The following is a 21,338-nucleotide window of genomic DNA, read 5'->3' on the forward strand; positions in this document are numbered from 1 at the left end:
ACTTCGTTCTTAACCTTTTTTCTTAAATTTCGCTACAAAGAAACCGTCCGTGTGATACATCTCGGGAGTAATGAAAATACAACCGTCTGTAATAAGGTCCGTTTTTTCATGCGAAATCTCGACTTGTTCAAAATCTGGATGTGACTCAAGAAACTGATGAACAACATCAAAGTTTTCTTCATTGAAAATTGTACAAGTACTGTACACCATTATACCACTTTTTTTCAAGCTTTTCGAGGTACTGTCGAGGATTTCCAGCTGAATTCGTTGTAAAGCTTCAAAGTCTGAGTTTTCTTTGCGGTAACGAATGTCAGGTTTACGACGAATCAGTCCAATCCCAGAACAAGGTGCATCAACTAAGATACGGTCAAAACGCTCGGCGCCGAAAGTTTCGAAGACCTTTGTTGCATCTCCTTTTTGAGTTATTATTCTGTCTGAAACGTGCTGGCGCTGTGCATTTTGTTGAATCAACTCCAGCTTATGGTCATACAGATCCAAAGCTGTGATATGACCTGTTGTCAGGTACTGAGCCATATGCGTGCTCTTGCCTCCAGGAGCAGCACAAGCATCAAGAACTTCTTCCTCTCCTTTAAGTTCAAGCTGTGGTGCAACAAGCTGACTGCTTTCATCTTGTATGGTAATCTTTCCTGTCAAGAAAGCTTCACTGCTTGCAAAATTTCCGCTGTCTGCTACCAAACCTGACTCAACCAAAACGGAAGGGCGAGTGTTCGCTAGCTCGACATCAGGATCAATCTTACGCAAACTAACATGGCTCGGTTTTTCCAGACTCTCAAGAATTTCGCCTGTACGCTTACCCCCAAATTGCCGAACCATTTTGTCCAGTAACAGCTTCGGCATCGAGTATTTAGTTTCCCAATCTTTCGGTTCTTCTTGTCGACGATCAGAGCGCATAAAGTTACGCAATACTGCATTGATAAAATTGGCTGTCGCTTGTCCATCATGCCGTTTAGCAATTTTGACCGCTTCATCTACTGCTGCAGAAGTCGGGACTTTATCCATAAACAAAATCTGGTAAGCCGTCAAGTGAAGAAGGGTTCTTGCCCAAGGCTTTGGTTGTTTTTTGAGAAAGGGTGCAATATACCAATCCAAAAGCGTTCTTTTTGAAACGACGCCATAAACCAATGCGGTCACAAATCCCTTATCAACTTGAGAGAGTTCAGAATCCCTCAAATTTCGATCGAGGGAAATATTCGCATAGGCATCATTACCAAAAATATCGTTAAGAATGTCTAAAGCAGTTTGTCTTGCATTTTTTTTCATAGAGCTAGTATAGCATACCCCTAGCATAATCGCTACTGCCATTTTTTATTTTTGTCTGACTTTGGCCTTCTTTTAAACAAAAAGAGAAGATTTATCCAAATACGCTCTTACTATCAATAAAAGCTTGCAAACTTCGAGATGAAAGCGTATGATTATTCTAAACTTTTATGACTAGAATTTTCTCTTGTCTGAAATTAGGAGGTAAACTGATGAGTACAACCAATCTTATTTTAGCTCAACATAACACTTTTTTGACTGAACATCTGTTCTTACGAAAGTTGAAATTAGAAGACGCCACAGAGATGAATGCCTTTACTTCTGATCCTGAGGTTGCGCGTTATACAAGCTGGCTCCCTCATGAATCTCTGGAGGAGACCCAACGTATAATAGCTAATCTCTTTCTCCCCAATCAGCTGCACCACTGGGGGATTGTGGAGAAAAAAAGTCACACATTAATTGGAGTCATTAGCCTTTCACTTCATCATCCGCACCTTGCAGAATTCGGCTGGATGTTACATCGAAATTATTGGGGGAAGGGCTACATGGCTGAAGCTGCTATCCCTTTATTGCAACTTTGCTTTGAAGATTTAGCATTAGATGTTGTCCAAGCAAAACATCTGAGTGAAAATCAAAAATCCGGACGAGTGATGGAAAAGATTGGAATGCGAAACATGGGTCACGTTTTTGTTTGGTTCCCTAAATTTGAAAAAGCACGTACCGCAGATTATTGGGCACTAAGCGCTGAAGAATATTTCAGACAAAAGCAAATTACATAAAAAAAGCTGGAATCAATCCAGCTTTTTCTTAATGAACACGGGGTTCTTGGGACTTACGATCTCCCACTTTGTCTTTCACCTTGTCCACTTGTTTGGAAGTAAATTGGCTTGTGGTTTGTGCCACATCGACAACTCGATCTTGTAAACTTACCTCAGCTTCTTTTTGCTGAGATTTCGTTTTGATATCTACCACGTCCACGTTTACTTCCACCACATCTAAGTCTGTCATTGCGGCGACTTCTTTACGAATCACTGACTTGATCTTTTCATAAATATCTGGCACATGGCGTTGATATTCTATAACAACCTTTAAATCAACGGCGACTTGTTCTTTGCCCACTTCAACACCAACGCCTGTTGTAACATCATCATTATTCACAAGTTTTCCTGTGAGATTTGAAAAAAATCCGCCGTCTACAGCTAAAAGTCCATCTACTGATTCAAGGGCTAAACCAACAATTTTCTGAATAACTTTGTCATCATAGGCTAATTCTCCACTCACTTTATTAGGGGATTCTGTTGTAAATTCTTGTTTCATCTTAAAAACTCCTTTACTATAAACTCCTGATTTCGAAGAAAAAGGAAATCAACGCTTAAATAGATTTCTAACGGTTTGCTTTGCTCAAAAAGAAAGAGACGACAGCAACCACAATAATAGCACCAACAATTGAAGGGATTAAAGCCATTCCTGCTAGGCTTGGCCCCCATGTTCCTAGAAGAGCTTGCCCTACTGCAGAACCAATCAGTCCAGCAAGAATATTGGCAATCCATCCCATTGACTTTCCTTTATTTGTAATTGCTCCTGCAATCACACCAATCAAGGCTCCAACAATTAAGGACCAAATCATAAAGCACCTCTTTCTAGTACATTATCTTGTACATTTTAACTATACCAAAAAATGTATTCTATAAAAAGCAAACGGTTTCGCTTTTTTAATGCTTCGAATCAATAAAAAAATCACCTGTTCACAGATGACTTTGTTTCACTTATTCTCCAAATTTATCCCCAACTTGCAGTTTTTGTCCAAGTCCATTGAGGAAACTTACCACATCCATTTTTGGTTTACCAGCAGGCTGAACCAAACGAAGCTCAAGAACGCCCTTACCTGTGGCAACTTTAAGTACTTTTTTGGTTTTTTCAACCACTTGTCCCGGCTGTAAGTCACTGACAGAGCTGTCAGTAATATTTTCTGATACTTTTGTTTCATAAATCTTGAAACGCTCGCCATTCCATGTGGTATGAGCAACTGGGAATGGATTCATACCGCGAACTTTATTGAAAATTTCACGTGCAGATTGATTCCAGTCGATTTTTTCTTCTTCTGGTGAAATATTAGGACTAAAAGTTACTTCATCTTCGTTTTGAGCTTGAGCTTTTAATTGGCCAGTCAGATATTTTGGCAATGTTTCAAGTAACAAATCACGTCCAACAAGAGCTAACTTTTCAAACATAGTGCCAACATTATCATCCTCAAGAATTGGAGTAGAAGCTTGAGCAATCATGTCACCGGCATCCATTTTACGAATCATCTCCATGATGGTTACACCCGCTTCTTTTTCGCCATTCATAATGGCATAGTGAATAGGTGCTCCACCGCGATATTTTGGTAGTAAAGAAGCATGCGTATTGACTGCAAATTGAGCAGCATCCAATAATTTACCTGGCAAAAATTGTCCAAAGGCGGCAGTCACAATTCCAACTTCTCCTGATTCAAGCAGAGCCATGATTTGAGTCATTTCTACTGATCCAGAAAGTTTTTCTGGTTGAAGAACAGGCAAGTTAACCGTTAAAGCAAGTTCTTTAACTGGTGTCATTCTTAATTCCTGTTTCCGACCAACCTTACGGTCTGGTTGAGTCACTACTGCTAGAATTTCATATTGATTAGAATCAATCAAACCTTTTAAAACGGTCGCAGCAAATTGTGGTGTCCCCATAAAGATAATTTTTGTTTTTGTCATAAGTTTTCAAACTCCTCGATAATAATTTTCTTTTGTTTCATTAATACTTGAACAGCCTTATCGCCTTTTGCCATGAGCTGTCCAAGATTTTCTGGAATAATTTGCCAAGAAATACCAAATTTATCTTTGCACCAACCGCACTGCTCGGCTTCTTTAACATGAGAAAGTTTTGACCAATAATCATCAATTTCGGCTTGATTTTTACAAGTCACAGTAAAACTCACTGCTTCATTAAATTTGAAAATTGGCCCGCCATCAAGGCAGGTAAAGTCAAGGCCATTCAGACTAAATTCACCATTTAATACTTTTCCAGACATGCCTACAAAATGCTCATCTAGCTTTTCATCCGGATAATATTCGATGTTTTTGATTTTTGAATTTGGAAAGACTGAGACATAATAATTCATCGCTTCTTTGGCGTTGTTATCAAACCAAAGGCTTGGGATAATTTTTGCTTCCATAGTTGACCTTCCAATCTCTGTAAATTTCAGCTTTGTCCACATGGGGATAATTATTGATTTCAGCAATTAATTTTAGGACAAGGGGAGATGAATTTTCTACTGACAATTCTGTCAGTAACTTCCAAACTGCTCTGTCAGAATCATTTTTTCCGTCAGCAACAAATTGTGGTAATTTTTTGGCTACACTATTTAATTTTACATCAAAAAGGTTAAAAACGTGGTGTGTGACGACTCGACGGTCATTTTCATAAATCCAAAACGCCTCAGGTTTTTCTTTTCATTTCATTTCAAAAACGGCCGAAATTTTTCATGTTTTTGTTCAAATTCCTGAATTTCACAAATTTTATTTCCAGAAAATTTAACAAGAGAAAGACCGTCAAAAATATTTTCTTCCCCTTTATAAACATAGTGGAAAGTCCATGTGAAAAACCCAGTTTCCTTATCTACATAAGACTTATCCACAGTCCATGACTTCACTTTGTTTTCCACAGGATGATTCCACTGACGAAACCATTTTTCAATTTCCGCTTTTCCTTGGTATTGCGCCCCATAGCATTCGGTGTAGCTAATGTCTTCTGACAGGGCTGTCAGTAACTTTTTGACGTCTTTGGTCAGCCATGCGTCAATTGTTTGTTGAAAAAGTTCTATTTTCTGCATTTTCCACACCAACTTTCGTTTGTTTTCAAATTCTTAACTTTTCCACCTGTGGAAATTTTTATACAAAATTTTGTGGCTCGCTATCAATCAACACGCGTAAATTTTTGTTATCCCGAAGTTGGGTTAATTCAAGCACTTGATTTAAAGCTGATTCTAATTCTTCTTCAAAACGATATTTAACTAAGATTTGATAATGATAAAGGTTATGTGTTCTGGCAATTGGTCTAGCGGTTGGCCCTAAAATTTTAGCTTTTTCTGTCAAATTTTGCTTGAGTAACTGAGCAATTTCATAAGATTTTTGAATGGCAACTTCTTCATCTTGATGAGAAACAAGCACTTGAACGGTGAAATAATAAGGTGGATAGGAAAGTTCACGACGAAATCTCATTTCCATTTCATAAAATTTTTCGTAATCTTGAGCCTTGGTCATTTCAATGGCGTAATGATGTGGATTGAAAGTTTGAATGAAGACTTCACCTTTTTTATCTGCTCGCCCAGCTCGTCCAGCCACCTGCATTAACAATTCAAAGGAACGCTCACTCGCTCTAAAATCAGGTAGATTGAGGCCAGTATCTGCGTTAATGACCCCCACTAAGGTTACGTTTGGAAAATCTAAACCTTTGGCAATCATCTGAGTTCCTAAGAGGATATCAGCTTCATGATTACCAAACTTTTCAAGAATTTTTTCGTGAGCATTTTTTGTCCGAGTCGTATCGACATCCATTCGCAAAACTCGTGCTTCAGGCATAATTTCTTGAAGTTCTTCTTCGACTTTTTGCGTTCCTGAACCATAATAACGAATTTTTCGTGAATGACAATTAGGACAAGTTTGCGGAATTCCTTCGACATGACCACAATAATGACAATTCAAAGTTCGGGTATCCATGTGAAGGGTCAAGGAAATATCGCAATTGGGACAATCAACAACAAAACCACATTCGCGACACATGACAAATGAAGAATAACCCCTTCGATTCAACATCAAAATGACTTGTTCATCTTTGTCAATTTTTTCTTTTATTTTTGTCAGTAAAGAGTGTGAGAAATTAGCAGATTGGTCAGAAATTTCACTGCGCATATCAATGATTTTTATTTCTGGCAGGATTGCTGCTTCATTTGCCCTTTTTGTCAGTAATAAAAGTTCATAAACTCCGCGCATGGCACGTGCTCGCGTTTCTAAACTTGGCGTTGCAGAGCCTAAAACAAGTCTTGCACCATGCCATTTTGCACGCAAAAGCGCAATATCTCTTGCATGATAACGGGGACTTGAATCTTGCTTATATGAAGTTTCATGTTCTTCATCAATGATGATAATTCCCAAATTTTCAACAGGTGCAAAAATAGCTGAACGTGCACCGACAACTACCTGAGCTTTGCCAGATTTAATTTTTCGCCATTCATCATATTTTTCACCATCAGACAAGCCAGAGTGCATAATCGCCACTTTATCTCCAAAACGAGCAATAAATCGATTAGTAATCTGTGGCGTCAGTGAAATTTCTGGCACAAGCATAATTGCTGTCTTACCGAGTTTGAGAAAATGGTCAATGGTCTGTAAGTAAACTTCTGTTTTACCTGAACCAGTAATTCCTTCCAACAAAAATGGTTTGTCAGAAGATGCAATTATTTTTTCGTAAGCTGCATTTTGTTCGGAGTTGAGAATTTTAGCACTGTCATTTTCCACATCTTCAAATTTTTCTTTCGTCCTCGAAATTTCAACCTCTTCAATTTTGACTAGGTCATGCTCAACGAAAAATTTAATGATTTGTGAAGAAAAATTTAATGATTTGACAGCAATTTTTTCTTCTTGAAGTCTTAATAGAAAATATTTCAACTCTAAGCGTTTTTTGGCTCTCTTTTCAATTTCAAATTCAGCTAGTTTTTCAATATCTGGAATAGATAAGAATTTTTCTGTTTTTCTATTTTCTTTAGATTTTGCTAAATATTCTACTGACAGCTGACCCAAACGCACAGCCTTTGCTGATGAGATTTTTTCTGCTTCTGTTAGCTGTGACCATTTGACAGAAGTTCCGTCAGCAGCTTTTAGGAGCTTGTCATAATTAGAATTCAAAAGATTAGGTAACATCGCTTTTAGACATGAAATTTTATAAGAAAATACGGAATGACGCATTTCATCTGCCAACCAAAGCTGTTCATCCGTTAGGACTGGCTCAACGTCGAGTAATTCAGAAATTCCTTTCAAGTTTACTGACGAATCAAGTGCTTCATCTTCAAATCCAATGACGATTCCTTGAACAAGCCGGTTTCCACTTCCAAAAGGAACATGAACCCGCATGCCACGATCGATCAGCTCTTCCATTTCGCTAGGGATGACGTAAGAAAAGGGCTTATCTGTCTGCATCAGTGGCACATCAACAATAACTTTAGCAATTTTCATATAAGCCCCAACTTTCTCTTGTTCTCTAAAAATGCAGATTGTCGTACATAGCACAACTCATAGACGCCGTAAAAGCAGCTTGACACTTTTCTACTTTTTGTCCGACAAATCATAACATCGTATATTTTATTATATCAAAAAAGCACCTTAAACGCTGTGAACCCCTACGCACTTTTTAGAAATTTTAAACCTTTAACTACACATAAAAAAGCGCCCAAGGCGCTCTTAAGATATTATTCTGCAGCAGCTGCGGCAGCTTTTGCTGCGCGACTTGTTTTTTGTTTTGCTTCTTCTTCAGCTTCTTCTTTTGCAATTTGTTCTTTGATGAGCTGTTCTTTCATCTTCGCTTGCAAACGTTCCAATTCGCGTTTTTCAACTAAAGTTTCACGCTTTAATTCTGGTGCTGGGTGAATCTTGACCGTACCATCTGCAATTTCTTCCAAAGCTTGCAATGTACGTTTAACTGCTTTAAATTCTTTCGTAGGGCGTTCGCCATCGCGCAATTCATGCGCGCGCTTTGCTTCTAATACTACTAAAGAATATTTTGAGTCCACTTGATCCAATAACTTGTCAATAGAAGGTTCCAACATCATAATTCACTACCTCATTTTCTAAACTTTTCATTCTATGTTTACTGACAGCTCTGTCAGTAAGTTTTAATTTCATTCAAGAGCTTTGGATTACATTTTTACATCATCAATCATATGAATATAACGCTCGATCACGCGATCAACGCGGTAATGCTCCGCCTCAATGATTTTCTTCACACGCTCTGCAGCAAGCTCCACTTCATCATTGACCACCGCATAATCGTATTCGCTCATCAGGCGAATTTCTTCTTTGGCTTTCTCTAGCCGTGAAGCAATGACTTCTGCTGAATCCGTGCCACGCCCAACCAGACGACCACGTAATTCTTCCAAATCTGGCGGTGTTAAGAAGACGAAGACACCATCTGGTACTTTTTCCTTCACTTGAAGGGCGCCTTGAACTTCAATTTCCAGAAAAACATCTTTTCCTTCGTCCAATGTCTGATTAACATAAGTCAAAGGGGTACCATAATAATTTCCCACATATTCCGCATATTCCAACATTTGGCCATTACGGATCATTTCTTCAAATTCCTCACGTGTCCGGAAGTAGTAATCCTTTCCATCCACCTCTCCTGGACGTTGCTTTCGTGTTGTCATTGAGACCGAATACTCAAAATTATTTTCACTCTCAAAAATTTTCGCACGAACTGTTCCTTTGCCCACCCCAGAAGGGCCAGAAAAAACAATTAATAATCCACGCTCACGCATCTTTTCCTCCGATTTATGTTTTCAAATTTTCTTAATCAACGATTAGTTCTATTCTAACAAAGCTTTGCTAAAAATACCAGTTTTTGTCTTCAAATTGAAATTTATCGTTTTATTTTTGTAACTTATATAAAAAATCTGCCCTAGGGCAGATTCTTATTTTGCATAATCAATGGCACGTGTTTCACGTATCACTGTTATTTTGATGTTTCCTGGATAATCCATTTCATTTTCAATCCGGTTTTTGATGTCCCGTGCAAGGACAGTCATCTTATCATCGGACAATTTATCAGGTTTTACCATCACGCGGATTTCGCGACCAGCTTGTAAGGCGAAAGCTGTATCCACCCCAGCAAAGCTAGTAGAAATTGCTTCCAAATCCTTCAAGCGTTTGATGTAATTTTCCACAGATTCGCGGCGTGCTCCAGGACGTGCAGCAGATAAGGCATCAGCCGCTGCCACAAGTACTGCGATATTGCTCATCGGATCAGTATCGCCATGGTGACTCGCAATCGCATTAATGACCACTGGATTTTCCTTGTACTTACGGGCAAGTTCTGTACCAATCTCAACGTGGCTTCCCTCAACTTCATGGTCAAGTGCTTTACCAATATCATGCAAGAAACCAGCACGTTTAGCAAGTGCCACGTTTTCTCCCATTTCGCCAGCCAAATTACCAGCAATATGAGCGACTTCCACCGAGTGATCCAATACATTTTGACCATATGACGTACGGAAATGCAAACGTCCCATAATCTTCATCAAGTCAGGATGCAAGTTATGCGCCCCAACTTCAAAGGCTGCTTGTTCACCATATTCACGCATTTTGTGATCAAGTGCTTTACGGTTTTTCTCAACCAACTCTTCAATTCGCGCTGGATGAATGCGACCATCTTGAACCAATTGTTCAAGCGTCATACGAGCAATTTCACGACGTATTGGGTCAAATCCTGAAAGTACCACGGCTTCTGGCGTATCATCAATGATGACATCAATCCCAGTTAATGCTTCAAAAGTACGGATATTTCGACCTTCACGACCAATGATCCGCCCCTTCATCCCATCATCTGGCAAATTGACCACTGAGACTGTTTGCTCAGCGACCGAATCAGATGAAACACGTTGAATAGCAAGTGAAATAATATTCTTAGCTCGTTTATCCGCTTCGGCTTGAGCTTTTTCTTCACTTTGACGGATGATTTGAGCCATTTCTTTAGTCAAACCATCTCGTGTTTCGTTCAAGATGATATCACGTGCGTCTTCCACGCTCAAATTAGAGATGCGCTCCAATTCAAGACGTTTCTTTTCTTCAATATGGGTTAATTGTTCTTCACGCTTACTGAGTGTATCAGTTTTTCTAACGAGGTTTTCCTCTTTAGAATCTAAGTTTTCTTCTTTTTTCGTCAAGGTATCATCCTTACGATCCAAGATTTCTTCACGTTGTTTTAGGCGTTTTTCAGTCTCCTTTAACTCCTGACGTTCTTGCTTAAATTCATTTTCGATTTCACGACGTTGCTTTTGTTCTTCTTCACGAAGGGTGTAACGGGCTTCTTTTTTGAAGGCTTCAGCCTCCAACTTTACAGACTCCGCCTCACGTTTAGCACGCGCCATCACCTCATTTGCTTTATTTTCCGCTTCATTAAAGAGTGATTCAGCATCTTGCTTATTTTTCTTAATGTTTTGAGCATAAAAAATAAATGCGACAACCAATACAATCAATAAGAGTAACAGAACGATAGAAATAATGTTCATTAGTCTCCTCTAAAGCTAGTATTACTGCGGTTCAATCTTACTAGCAGCTTGATTATATATTAATGTATTTCATCTAATAAAATACTTAACTATTATACCATTTTAAGCTTCATTATTCAACGAAATATTGCGTAACGCTTTCAAAAAACAAATGGAGAAAAGAAGATGAATAAAAGGTACCTTTTAGAGGCACCTTATTCGCTTAACTGAGAAGCTGCTGCTTCGTCTAAAATAAAAGTAACATTGCGATGAGTTCGCAAAATGGAGGCAGGTACCTCTTCTGTGATTGGACCTTCTAGGACGGCTTTCATGATCTCCGCTTTAGTCTTCCCTTCTGCTAAAACTAGAAGTTGTTTACCAGCAAGAACAGTACGAGGTCCAAACGTAACGTAAGGAGAGACGGGCTCTTTATCTGTTAGAGTCAAAAGATTATTATAAATCTCATCTCCCTCTTCAAAAGAGACCGCATAGGTTTCACGATCAAAGCTTGTATAACCAGGCATATTAGCACAAAAATGACCATCAGTCCCTATCCCCATGACTATCAAATCCAATCCTCCATCCTGCAAGATTTTTTGATCATAGGCTTGATTATTTTGCGAAGTGAGCTCATGCAAATTGCCATCATCAATATGTACACGGTCATAAAAGGCTGTTTTTAAGGCACGCATTGTCAATCCATAACGCTCTCCAACCAGAGGCACCTCATCAAAATTGTAATAATGTATACTCGAACGATCAAAATCCATTCGTTGCAATTTATCAATCAAAATTTCATACATACCAAGGGGTGTATTTCCCGCTGTCAAGGAAAGATTAACGCGCTTAGATTCCATCATTTTTTCAAGCACAATCGCCGCAGCAAGCTCACTCATTGTCCCATAGTCTTTTGCTATAATTTTTTTCATCTTCAACTCCTTCCTCTTAACTCCATTTTACAGGAATAGGGAACCGATTTAAAGCGATTTCACTCATGGAAAATAAAAAAGCGGAAATCCGCTTTTTATTTATTAAAGTAAGCTTTAAGTTCTGCTGCTTTATCTGTGTGTTCCCAAGGTAAATCTACGTCGACGCGACCAAAATGTCCGTAAGCTGCAGTTTGACCATAAATTGGGCGCAAGAGATCAAGCATTTTGATAATACCGGCTGGGCGGAGATCAAAGACTTTACGTACTGCTGCCAAAAGTTCATCGTCTGAGACTTTACCTGTACCAAAAGTATCAACGTTGATAGAGGTTGGCGTCGCTACACCGATGGCATAAGACAATTGGATTTGCGCTTTATCAGCAAGTCCAGCAGCTACAATGTTCTTAGCAACATAACGCGCTGCATAAGAGGCTGAACGGTCAACTTTTGTTGCATCCTTACCTGAGAAAGCACCACCACCGTGGGGAGCATAGCCACCATAAGTATCAACAATAATTTTACGTCCAGTCAAGCCTGAATCCCCTTGAGGACCACCAATAACAAAACGTCCTGTTGGATTGATGAAGTATTTCGTTTCATCATCTAAAAGTTCAGCTGGAATAACTGCCTTGATGACTTTGTTAATCACATCATCGTGAATTTCTTCGTTTGTTGCTGACGCAGCATGTTGAGTAGAAATAACGACTGTATCAATGCGTTTTGCTTTGCCATTATCATCATATTCTACAGTGACTTGTGATTTTGCATCAGGACGCAGGTATGAAATTTCACCTGACTTACGTAAATCAGCTAATTTTTTAACTAATTTATGTGAAAGAGAGATGGCAAGTGGCATATATTCGGCAGTTTCGTTAGTTGCAAAACCGAACATCATTCCTTGGTCACCAGCACCAATCAAGTCAAGTGGGTCAATGGCATTTCCATCTTTATCCCGTACTTCTTCCGCTTCATTAACACCTTGAGCAATATCCGCAGACTGTTCAACAAGTGAGACGTGAACGCCGACTGATTTATAATCAAAACCATTTTCAGAGTCCGTGTATCCAATTTTTTTGATGGTTTCACGAACGACATGCGCAATATCAACGTAAGCTGATGTTGAGATTTCACCAAAGACATTGACTGTCCCTGTATATACGACTGTTTCACAAGCAACGTGTGCATGTGGGTCTTGTGCAAGAATGGCATCAAGAATGGCATCTGAGATTTGGTCTGCAACCTTATCTGGATGGCCTTCTGATACGGATTCTGATGTAAATAAATGTTTTTCTGACATTAAAAATGTCCCCCAATCTAAATTATGGTTACAAGGCGTCTTTGAAGGACATGCCGTTTTACTGACCAACTGGTCAGTAAACTTACAGTCCTATCAAATCCTTTCGGGACTCGTAACTCTTCTATTTTACCTTTTTTTTATGAAAATTGCACTCTTCTTTTTACAAAAATTCGCACATCATTTTACTGACGCGTCTGTCAGTAAATTTTTTCATTCCTGACTTAACTTTTATCCCGTCATTAGCGGCTAGCCAAGCATCCTTTGTTTAATGTTTTTTAAACATGTATTCGCGAGTCATTGGCAAGCCTTGACCTGAAGCACCTTTAGTCAAAAGATATTGGACAACATCAATATTTCCTGCTTCAAAACTTGCTGCACAGGCTTGGAGATAGAGTGTCCACATCCGAGCAAACGGACGACCCATTTCTTTTTCAACTTCATCAAAAACAGCCAAGTAATTTTCATTCCAAATTTCAAGCGTTTTTTGATAATGACGGCGTAAAGGTTCTAAATCATCCAATTGTAATTTTGCAGTCATGATATGTTCAACATTTTCTGCGATATTTGGAATATAGCCGCCTGGGAAAATATATTTTTCAATAAAGGGATCTACTCCAGCACCACGGTGTTGTCCTGTAATTCCATGGATAAGTGCACGTCCATTTGGTTTCAAATAATCGTATACTTTTTGGAAATACATTTCCAAGTTTTCTTTTCCTACGTGCTCAAACATACCTACTGAAGTAACATAATCAAAGTCTTTATCTTTGAGGTCACGATAGTCAATCAGATAAACTTTAACTTGATCTTCTAAACCTAACTCTTTGGCTTTATTTACCACATAGTCATACTGCTCTTCAGACAATGTCACGCCGACTGCTTGCAAACCGTACTCTTGTGCAGCAGTAAAGATCAGAGTCCCCCATCCGCAACCGATATCAAGCAAGCGACCACCTGCTTTGCTGTCTAATTTATCTAAAATATGGTGAACTTTAGCAATTTGTGCTTCTTCAAGTGTCATTTGATCATTTTCAAAATAAGCACAAGAATAAGTCATTGTTTTATCTAACCATTTATTATAAAAATCATTCCCAATATCATAGTGGCTGTGGATGTCTTCTTTAGATTGCTTTTGGGAATGATTCCCCAAAAGTTTCATCATTGACTTTCCAAAACCTGATTGATCTGTCAAAAAACTATCAGCTTTTCGATAAGCTGATGCTACAAGTTCTTGGATACTACCTTCAATCTCAATGTCTTCATGCATATAGGCTTCGGCTAGGACCAAAGTTGGCATTGATGATAAATCACTAAAAGAGAACTTTTTATTAAAAGTGATGCGAACTTGCGTGTCGCCCTCCCCATACTTTTCTGTTTTTCCATCCCAATAAGTAACCTCGATTGGAATATCAAAGGCTGAGGCAAGTGCTTTGTTCAAAACTGTTTTTTCAAATACCAAGTTAATTTTCCTTTCCTAACTTTACTATATTAAAACTATACTCCGAGCTTTTTTGAAAGTCAAATAGTTACTACTGTTAGAAAATCTGAAAATTCTTTCTTTTGTTTTTTTCTTTCACTTTTGGATAAAGTTGTACTGCTAAAAGCACATTTTCTGATATAATAAAAAAATGAGCGACAAACTAGAAAAAACAGGAATTTTATTAAAAAATAAGTGGCTTTCTGATGTGAAAATCGTAGCCGAATCTGAATCCACTCAAAAAGACGCTAAGCTTGATGCCCAAGCCAACTGTTTATATCTAACAGAGCAGCAGACAGCTACCTACGGCCGCTTTGGACGTCATTATTTTTCAGCTAAAGAGGGGGGGATTTATATGAGCCTTTCTCTTTTTCCAGAATCAGCACCTGAGAATTGGCCCGATTACACCTTATTAACTGGTGCCGCTGTGGTCTCCGCTATCGAGAGATTAACAGATAAAAGTCCACAGATTAAATGGGTTAATGATATCTATCTGGGACAATATAAAATCGCAGGAATTTTAGCTGAGGCTGTGATCAATACTGAAAGGGCTAATCAAGTAGTAATCGGAGTAGGGATTAACTTTAATATCTCTGAATTTCCTGAAGAGATTGCCCATCGCGCAGCCTCGCTTTTTCAAGAGGAAACACCAACGGTAAGCCGCTCTGCATTGATTGCCGAAATCTGGTCCGAATTTCATCGTTTGTATAAGACGCGTACTTTTTTTGACTTTTACAAAGCCCACTCCTTCATTCTGGGCAAAGAAGTTGAATTTATTCAAAATGGCACAACTTATAGTGGACAAGCACTTGATCTTACTCCCAGAGGTGAATTGATAGTTCAACTTGAAAACGGCGAAAAAAAGATTTTATCCAGCGGAGAAATTTCATTAAAAAAATGGACTTAATAAAGTCCATTTTCTATTGGGAGTAATTATTATATAGGAGACCAGTTTTAGGTCATAGCGGACCAGATGTTTCATGGAAAGTTTACTGACAGCTCTGTCAGTAAAGAGCACAGTATTTTTTACCCTGTAAGCAGCCTATTTTAAAAGTCAGACCAATCATCTTCTTTTTCTACGGGCTCTGCTTCTTTCATTTTCCGTTTTTGTTTTGGATCAGGTTCGTCCCATGGATTTCCCCAATTGTTCGCTTGCCCTTTGTTTTGATTAAATTTATCTTCATAACGTTGTGACCAGCTATTCATCTTATCAGAATAACGTTGCGACCAACCGTCCATTTTTTCATCAAAATTTTGTGCTTTCCGATCCCAGTTTGCTTGATAAGTGTCCCCTTGATCGTCGTAATAACGGTTATTTCGAGCACTAGGCATAATCCAACTTGCTACAAAGTAAAGTGGAATCAAACCACCCCAGCTTCCAAAAGCAAGCACAACAAACAGAATACGTAGAATAGTTACCACATCACGACCCAAGCCGAAGTATTCACAAATACCAGCGATAACGCCACTTACTCTACGGTTCGTTGTTGATTTTGTTAATTGTCTTTGTGACATTTTTTATCCTTTCTTCATAAACTTACTTTTGCGATTGCGTCATTAACAGACTCACAATCACATAAACAATGAGCAATGATCCCCAACTACCGAAAGTTCCAATCACAAGTAACACGCGAATGATGGTAATCATCCTGCGACTCAAGTCAAAGTACTCACCAAGTCCCCCAACCGTTCCTGCAATAACTCGATTTGTGTCTGATCTTTTCAGTCTTTTCTTCTTCATTTCTCACCATTTATTAACTTATGAACTGACAGCTTGGTCATTTACTGACCGCACCGTAAGTGCTTAATTTTCTTCTTGAGTGGTATCTTTCAACCAGATTGTTCCTGATTTTGTTTCAAATTCAAACGTCAGTGTATCTTCACCTTGGCGTACCAATGCTGCTCCATTACGTCCAGCTTCAAAAGGAGTATCCAAGTTCAACCGTGTCTTATAACCACCAAAGATTGTTCTTACGTGACCGACGAGCCCTAATTTTTCTGGTACAGAAACCTTAATGTCTCCATTAACATTTTTCATGTTTAATTGACGAGCTGTACCAGCTTTTTCTGTCAGTAAAATATTTCCATTAACCAGTGAGACATCGGCTGAGTTAAAGGCTGTAGTAATACGGATATTACCGTTCACCCCATTCAGGTCAAGACGATCAGTTTGACCTTCTAAAACTTTGATTTCTCCATTTTTATTATCAATTTTAATCTTATCACTGGTTACTTCTGAAAGTTCAGCACCCCCGTTGATCAAGCCGATACTCATTTCCTTCACTGAAACTTTTTTTACCTTTAATTCCGCATGTGGTGCATTGATTTCAAAATTATCATATTCTTTTTCAGGAAGATAAAGTTCGATATCAGCAGCGATTCGACCACTCGTACTAAGCTCCAGTGTCCCATCGACTACCTCAAACTTAGTTTTTTCAGCGACATAAGCCGCAATATTTCCTTCATCAACAGCGCCATAGATTTTGTATTCAACCTTGGCATGTGCTTTTTCACCAGGTAAAATAAGCACTTTACCACTCTTAATATCTAAATTGAGTCTTTGGAAATCCTCTTCAATGTCTTTTTCCACGGTATGTGATGTCGATTTTACTTTTGGAAAACCATTAGAAAAATCAATATTGTCATCGACTGCCTTTGAAACACCTTGGAAGATTTCTTTACCTTTTGTCAACAGACTTTCTGCAACATTCTTCATTGCATCTGGGAAGTCTACATTATGGTTCACATATCCCTCCTTATCGGTATAGGTAAATTGTGTTGATTCTTCATCACCAGAATTTCCCCCTTTCGGTGCAGTCCCATTTTTTTCAAGAAGTTCTAAAGCCTCCTCTTCTGTTATAATACCGCGACGCATCAAGTCCATAATTCTATCTTTTTTATTAGCCATTATATCTGATCCTTTCTTTGCTTTATCAAATCAAAGCACTAAAATCTTTTAAACTTTTATATGAGATTGTCTTAACCTCGTAACCCTATTATCTCAAACTTTTCCCTCAAAAAAATCAGCCCAAAGGCTGATTTTTCAACAGTTTTTTATAAAGAACGATCTTTTCTAGTAACTTTTACTCCATCACGTGGATACCCAATCAGGATACTCATTCATCAAGTTAATTACTATAAAAGTCAATTCTAGGTACCTTTTTACAGGATATTCCTTTATTTAGGTTGGATATAGGTCGCTAAAGCAGCAACACTCGCAGAAATATGTCGCTGACTTACTACATTGTTACCACGAACATTCATCTCAGAGACTAAGATAGAGTGGTCATCATAAACTTTCTCAACAAAGGCCACGTGACCATATTCAGAACTTGAGCCCGCAATCCCTGGTGGAAAGCTTACCGCATATCCCTCTGTAGGAACCATCGTAGTGAAATAACCTTGTTGTTGGGCATTTACACCCCATTCACCACCATTTCCCATATGTGTGCCAATTTTGCCTCCTAATTGGATAATTCGGTTATAGACATATTGTGTACAATTACCAAATGCATAACTTTCTGCACCTGGGTATTCAACTCCATTATAGGCTGGGAAGTCACTCTCTGCAGCTTTTGACGTCATAACAGGACTAGTAGGGATATTTTCTCCCCAAACCTCTGTTTTACTGTCTACATTATCGTAAAAATCCAAGTGATATTCCTGAATCAAGTCGATTAATTTTTGAGCATATTCTGGGTCTGTAGCAAAGACTCCCTGAAGAGCTTGTGCAGCTTCTGTATAATTTTTGGCATGAGTTTTCCAACTTCCGGCATAAATATTCGGATTCCAAGTTGTTCCACTAAGCATAAGATTGATGTAATCTTCTAGAGATTGGTCATAGTTGCTATATACTCGGAAACTTTGCTCCATCAAATAAGCCTGATCACCTGCATACTCTTGTGTTTTAAAGGAGATAGACTTTCCAAAATAGGAGCCCGTAATATTGAAAATGTTAAAATAATTCACAGCCATATCACTTTGACCCGAACCAGATTCCAAAATAGCCTGCGCCAAAATAATAGAAGCAAACAAATTATTTTTTCCAGCTAAAATTTGTATACGAGGAGCAATACTTTTAATAAAAGCTTCTGTACTAGAGTTATCAATCTTATCAATTGTTTTTGTAGCCTGAATTTTTTTCAGTGTAGGCCCCTCATAAACCGAGTCGCCAGTCCCCGCCTCTGAAGCTGTTCTCGTCACAGAGGTATTTGATGCTGGCTGAGCATATGTCCCACCAACATAGCTTTGCGCATTTTCAGTAGGCGTAGCTACAGGAGTTGCTGTAGAAGGTTGATTTGCTTGGGGAGCAGATAATGATGGTGAAACAGCAACCTTTGATTGGCTACCAGTACTCTTAGCTTCTGCTGCCTTACTAGGTGAACTAGGGGCTTTTTGGGACGTTGAAGGTTTCGTAGTAGTTGAAGGTCGAGTTGTGGAAGGTTTTTCTGATGAAGAGGGCTTAGGTTTTGAAGATGATGTCCCACTACTCTCACCACCTGCTGCTGCAGAACTACTATTGCTAGTAGTCGTTTTATCTCCCTCATCTGTTGTTCCAGAACTGTTCGTTGATTCGTCTGAACTCTCGCTAGTGCTTGATTCCTGGCTAGAACTACTCGTTTCATCTGCGCTCGACGAAGAAGTGAGATTTGTCGCTGTTCCCTTTTCACTTGTCATTGTGGTCGCATCATTAGAAAGAGTAGAAGTTAAATCAGCAGCTTTAGCTGCCCCACCGAAACTTCCCAGACTAATCAGCAATGTTGTACCAGCTAGCAGTTTTAAGTTAGTATTCACACGTCGATTCTTTTTATTCATCTATTTATATTCCTCCATGGTTAGTGCTGTTACTCGCATTATAATCATTCTATCGCCTTTTAAATCTTAAATCAAATATAACCCTTCTAAATTAATATACGATAAACGAGCGATAATGTAACCAAAATATTCTAGATGAAAACTCTTCTCTTTAGTCAAAGCGTGACTAAGCCCAATATATTCACTTTTTCTCCTTTTTTAAATTTTATATTTATTCATAGTAAAATGATAGTTATTTAAAAAATATCAAGATTTAGACTCATGAAGAGAAATAAAATGTTTTTATAGAAGCGCTCATATCAAATCTTATCGCTTACCACTGCCTTAATGCGGCAACTGAAAAACTTGAACTCAATATGACTAGAAAATAGCCAATTACAAGTAGCTTAAGAATATTCTCATCATAGCGAATTAATAATGGAAGTATAAATCCCATGAAGGAAAATAATGGCAGCCACGTTCTCACCAAGTAGTTTTTCCACACTAATGCGAAAATGATAAGAGACAAGAGCGCTCCACCTAAAAGTAAAGCGATCAATAAAGGTGCAGTGAGAGAATGCAAGTTACCAGGAATCCAAAAAACGCCATGCTTCAATATTTTGTCAACCTTCTCCTCATAAGTAATATTGTTATAATATCGTTTCCAGTTCACTTTAAAAAATTCATGATTAAAAGCAACATAGACACCACTTACAAATAAAGAGAGGAATGCGTAATCAAATAAAAGCCACTTTTTAAACTTAGACAACCGTTTTGGCATAATAACACCTCTTCAAAAATAATAAATACTAATCAAATCATCTCCGTAACCATACTACCATTTTTTTAAATCATTTGCAATCTTTTATATAATTTTCTTAACATTCACTCAACTTTGCTTTTGGAGGTATAGAAAGAAAAAAAGACTGCTCAAGAGCAGCCCTTTTTTTAAGTATGAAAATTGATTAAGCTTTGTTTGCTGAACCAAATACATCGATACGTTCTTCAACAGCAGTTGTAATTGCATCGAAACCAGGTTTCAAGAATTTACGTGGGTCAAAGAGTTTTTTCTTCATGTATTCTGCTTCGTTTGCATCAAATTCATTAACGAATTTACGTGTAGCAGCTGCGAAAGCAAGTTGACATTCAGTATTAACGTTAACTTTGGCAACACCGTTAGCGATAGCTTGACGAATTTGATCATCAGGAATACCAGAACCACCGTGCAATACGATTGGTACATTGTGTCCCATAGCTTCAACGAGTGCTTTGTTCAATTTTTCAAGGTGATCAATGTGGAGACCTTTCCAGTTTTCTGGATAAGGTCCGTGGATGTTACCAATACCTGCAGCGAGGAAGTCAACACCAAGTTTAGCCATAGCTACAGCGTCATCGATAGGAGCAAGTTCACCTTCACCGATAATACCATCTTCTTCACCACCGATAGAACCAACTTCACATTCTACAGAGATACCTTTGGCATGTGCCAATTCAATAATTTCTTTAGCATCTTTCAAGTTTTCTTCAATTGGAAGATGTGAACCATCAAACATAACTGAAGTATAACCGATTTCGATACATTCTTTAGCATCTTCAAAGTGACCGTGGTCAAGGTGAATTGCTACTGGTACTGTGATACCCATTGATTCTACAAGAGTTTCAATGAGGAGCTTGCACATTTTGTAACCACCCATGTATTTAGCCGCACCCATAGAAGTTTGGATCAATACTGGAGTCTTCTTAGCTTCTGCTGCACGCAAGATAGCTTGAGTCCATTCAAGGTTGTTTGTGTTGAAACCACCGATAGCGTATCCGTTATCACGAGCGGCTTGTACGAATTTTTCTGCTGAAACGATTGCCATTTCAAAATCCTCCGAATATTTTATTACTTACTTAGTATAGCATTTTGTGAAGTATTTTTCTAGTGTAAGCTCATAAAATCCCTAAGTAACCGCTTCACTCCAACGTTTAAACTGAAATAAAAAAAGTTAGTAACATCTGCTACTAACTTTGGCTATCCCGAGGACCGGTTTCGAACCGGTACGAAGGTTACCCCTCGCAGGATTTTAAGTCCTGTGCGTCTGCCAGTTCCGCCACCCCGGGTTATTATAGAAAAACTCCCACTGGGAGGATTAACAAGCGAACGACGAGATTCGAACTCGCGACCCCAACCATGGCAAGGTTGTGTTCTACCCCTGAACTACGTTCGCAATACCTTTTCTGCCTTTCGACAATGCCGACTACATGATTCGAACACGCGACCCTCTGATTACAAATCAGATGCT

General features: G+C 38.6%; 21 protein-coding genes, 2 tRNA genes and 1 riboswitch. Of the genes, 2 read left to right on the forward strand and 21 right to left on the reverse strand.

Annotated features, from left to right (window positions below; all coding sequences use genetic code 11):
- Nucleotides 1-9: 9 nt before the first annotated feature.
- Nucleotides 10-1,281, reverse strand: a complete 1,272-nt coding sequence (rsmB, locus tag JKP71_RS06645; protein WP_075525355.1) for a 16S rRNA (cytosine(967)-C(5))-methyltransferase RsmB — start codon at nucleotides 1,279-1,281, stop codon at nucleotides 10-12.
- A gap of 209 nt (nucleotides 1,282-1,490) precedes the next feature.
- Here rsmB and JKP71_RS06650 point away from each other — a divergent pair, with 209 nt between their 5' ends.
- Nucleotides 1,491-2,057, forward strand: a complete 567-nt coding sequence (locus tag JKP71_RS06650) for a GNAT family N-acetyltransferase (protein ID WP_200407466.1) — start codon at nucleotides 1,491-1,493, stop codon at nucleotides 2,055-2,057.
- 28 nt (nucleotides 2,058-2,085) lie between these two features.
- Here JKP71_RS06650 and JKP71_RS06655 read toward each other — a convergent pair whose 3' ends face one another.
- From JKP71_RS06655 to JKP71_RS06710, 12 genes are all read right to left on the reverse strand, one after another.
- Nucleotides 2,086-2,595: an Asp23/Gls24 family envelope stress response protein gene (locus JKP71_RS06655; protein ID WP_200407467.1), complete on the reverse strand. Its 510-nt coding sequence runs from the start codon at nucleotides 2,593-2,595 to the stop codon at nucleotides 2,086-2,088.
- Nucleotides 2,596-2,662: 67 nt separating this feature from the next.
- On the reverse strand, nucleotides 2,663-2,905 hold the full coding sequence (locus JKP71_RS06660) for a GlsB/YeaQ/YmgE family stress response membrane protein (RefSeq protein WP_075525333.1): 243 nt from the start codon (nucleotides 2,903-2,905) through the stop codon (nucleotides 2,663-2,665).
- Between the two features lie 139 nt (nucleotides 2,906-3,044).
- The gene (gene fmt, locus JKP71_RS06665) at nucleotides 3,045-4,016 is read right to left on the reverse strand and encodes a methionyl-tRNA formyltransferase (protein ID WP_200407468.1); all 972 of its coding nucleotides are present in this window, start codon (nucleotides 4,014-4,016) and stop codon (nucleotides 3,045-3,047) included.
- The gene (locus JKP71_RS06670; protein WP_200407469.1) at nucleotides 4,013-4,477 is read right to left on the reverse strand and encodes a VOC family protein; all 465 of its coding nucleotides are present in this window, start codon (nucleotides 4,475-4,477) and stop codon (nucleotides 4,013-4,015) included. Before JKP71_RS06670 ends, fmt begins: the two co-directional genes overlap by 4 nt.
- A gap of 282 nt (nucleotides 4,478-4,759) precedes the next feature.
- A complete protein-coding gene (locus tag JKP71_RS06675; RefSeq protein WP_200407470.1) occupies nucleotides 4,760-5,134 on the reverse strand; it encodes a nuclear transport factor 2 family protein in 375 nt (124 codons plus the stop codon).
- A gap of 58 nt (nucleotides 5,135-5,192) precedes the next feature.
- Nucleotides 5,193-7,532, reverse strand: a complete 2,340-nt coding sequence (locus JKP71_RS06680; protein WP_200407471.1) for a primosomal protein N' — start codon at nucleotides 7,530-7,532, stop codon at nucleotides 5,193-5,195.
- Nucleotides 7,533-7,765: 233 nt separating this feature from the next.
- Nucleotides 7,766-8,125: a DNA-directed RNA polymerase subunit omega gene (gene rpoZ, locus JKP71_RS06685; RefSeq protein WP_075525338.1), complete on the reverse strand. Its 360-nt coding sequence runs from the start codon at nucleotides 8,123-8,125 to the stop codon at nucleotides 7,766-7,768.
- Between the two features lie 87 nt (nucleotides 8,126-8,212).
- The gene (gmk, locus tag JKP71_RS06690; RefSeq protein WP_075525339.1) at nucleotides 8,213-8,830 is read right to left on the reverse strand and encodes a guanylate kinase; all 618 of its coding nucleotides are present in this window, start codon (nucleotides 8,828-8,830) and stop codon (nucleotides 8,213-8,215) included.
- A gap of 153 nt (nucleotides 8,831-8,983) precedes the next feature.
- Nucleotides 8,984-10,579 carry a ribonuclease Y gene (gene rny, locus JKP71_RS06695; RefSeq protein WP_200407472.1) on the reverse strand — a complete coding sequence of 532 codons (1,596 nt, stop codon included), beginning with the start codon at nucleotides 10,577-10,579 and terminating at the stop codon, nucleotides 8,984-8,986.
- A gap of 194 nt (nucleotides 10,580-10,773) precedes the next feature.
- Nucleotides 10,774-11,487 (reverse strand): glucosamine-6-phosphate deaminase, encoded by a 714-nt coding sequence (locus tag JKP71_RS06700; protein ID WP_200407473.1) that lies wholly within the window; start codon nucleotides 11,485-11,487, stop codon nucleotides 10,774-10,776.
- Between the two features lie 95 nt (nucleotides 11,488-11,582).
- The gene (metK, locus tag JKP71_RS06705; RefSeq protein ID WP_075525342.1) at nucleotides 11,583-12,782 is read right to left on the reverse strand and encodes a methionine adenosyltransferase; all 1,200 of its coding nucleotides are present in this window, start codon (nucleotides 12,780-12,782) and stop codon (nucleotides 11,583-11,585) included.
- Nucleotides 12,780-12,903, reverse strand: a riboswitch (SMK box riboswitch). It overlaps the preceding gene by 3 nt.
- Nucleotides 12,904-13,047: 144 nt before the next feature.
- Entirely contained in the window at nucleotides 13,048-14,241 is a 1,194-nt protein-coding gene (locus JKP71_RS06710) for an SAM-dependent methyltransferase (protein WP_075525343.1), read from the reverse strand.
- Nucleotides 14,242-14,410: 169 nt separating this feature from the next.
- Here JKP71_RS06710 and JKP71_RS06715 point away from each other — a divergent pair, with 169 nt between their 5' ends.
- Nucleotides 14,411-15,166: a biotin--[acetyl-CoA-carboxylase] ligase gene (locus JKP71_RS06715; protein ID WP_200407474.1), complete on the forward strand. Its 756-nt coding sequence runs from the start codon at nucleotides 14,411-14,413 to the stop codon at nucleotides 15,164-15,166.
- A 140-nt stretch (nucleotides 15,167-15,306) separates the two neighbouring features.
- On the opposite strand, the gene JKP71_RS06720 is transcribed toward JKP71_RS06715, so the two are convergent.
- The 8 genes from JKP71_RS06720 to JKP71_RS06755 all read right to left on the reverse strand — a co-directional run bounded on the left by JKP71_RS06720 (nucleotide 15,307) and on the right by JKP71_RS06755 (nucleotide 21,263).
- Entirely contained in the window at nucleotides 15,307-15,774 is a 468-nt protein-coding gene (locus JKP71_RS06720) for a PspC domain-containing protein (protein WP_075525345.1), read from the reverse strand.
- 22 nt (nucleotides 15,775-15,796) lie between these two features.
- Nucleotides 15,797-16,000, reverse strand: a complete 204-nt coding sequence (locus tag JKP71_RS06725) for a PspC domain-containing protein (protein WP_200407475.1) — start codon at nucleotides 15,998-16,000, stop codon at nucleotides 15,797-15,799.
- Between the two features lie 63 nt (nucleotides 16,001-16,063).
- On the reverse strand, nucleotides 16,064-17,167 hold the full coding sequence (locus tag JKP71_RS06730) for a DUF4097 family beta strand repeat-containing protein (protein WP_200407476.1): 1,104 nt from the start codon (nucleotides 17,165-17,167) through the stop codon (nucleotides 16,064-16,066).
- 269 nt (nucleotides 17,168-17,436) lie between these two features.
- Nucleotides 17,437-19,074: an amidase domain-containing protein gene (locus tag JKP71_RS06735; RefSeq protein ID WP_200407477.1), complete on the reverse strand. Its 1,638-nt coding sequence runs from the start codon at nucleotides 19,072-19,074 to the stop codon at nucleotides 17,437-17,439.
- Nucleotides 19,075-19,387: 313 nt separating this feature from the next.
- Complete coding sequence (locus JKP71_RS06740; RefSeq protein ID WP_200407478.1) at nucleotides 19,388-19,834, reverse strand: transporter; 447 nt, start codon at nucleotides 19,832-19,834, stop codon at nucleotides 19,388-19,390.
- 184 nt (nucleotides 19,835-20,018) lie between these two features.
- Nucleotides 20,019-20,915 (reverse strand): class II fructose-bisphosphate aldolase, encoded by an 897-nt coding sequence (locus JKP71_RS06745; RefSeq protein ID WP_075525349.1) that lies wholly within the window; start codon nucleotides 20,913-20,915, stop codon nucleotides 20,019-20,021.
- Nucleotides 20,916-21,070: 155 nt separating this feature from the next.
- Nucleotides 21,071-21,156, reverse strand: a tRNA-Leu gene (locus tag JKP71_RS06750).
- Between the two features lie 35 nt (nucleotides 21,157-21,191).
- Nucleotides 21,192-21,263: transfer RNA gene (locus JKP71_RS06755), tRNA-Gly, on the reverse strand.
- Nucleotides 21,264-21,338 lie beyond the last annotated feature (75 nt).

Origin of the sequence: Lactococcus taiwanensis (genome assembly GCF_014905395.1) — a bacterium.
GTDB lineage: Bacteria > Bacillota > Bacilli > Lactobacillales > Streptococcaceae > Lactococcus > Lactococcus taiwanensis.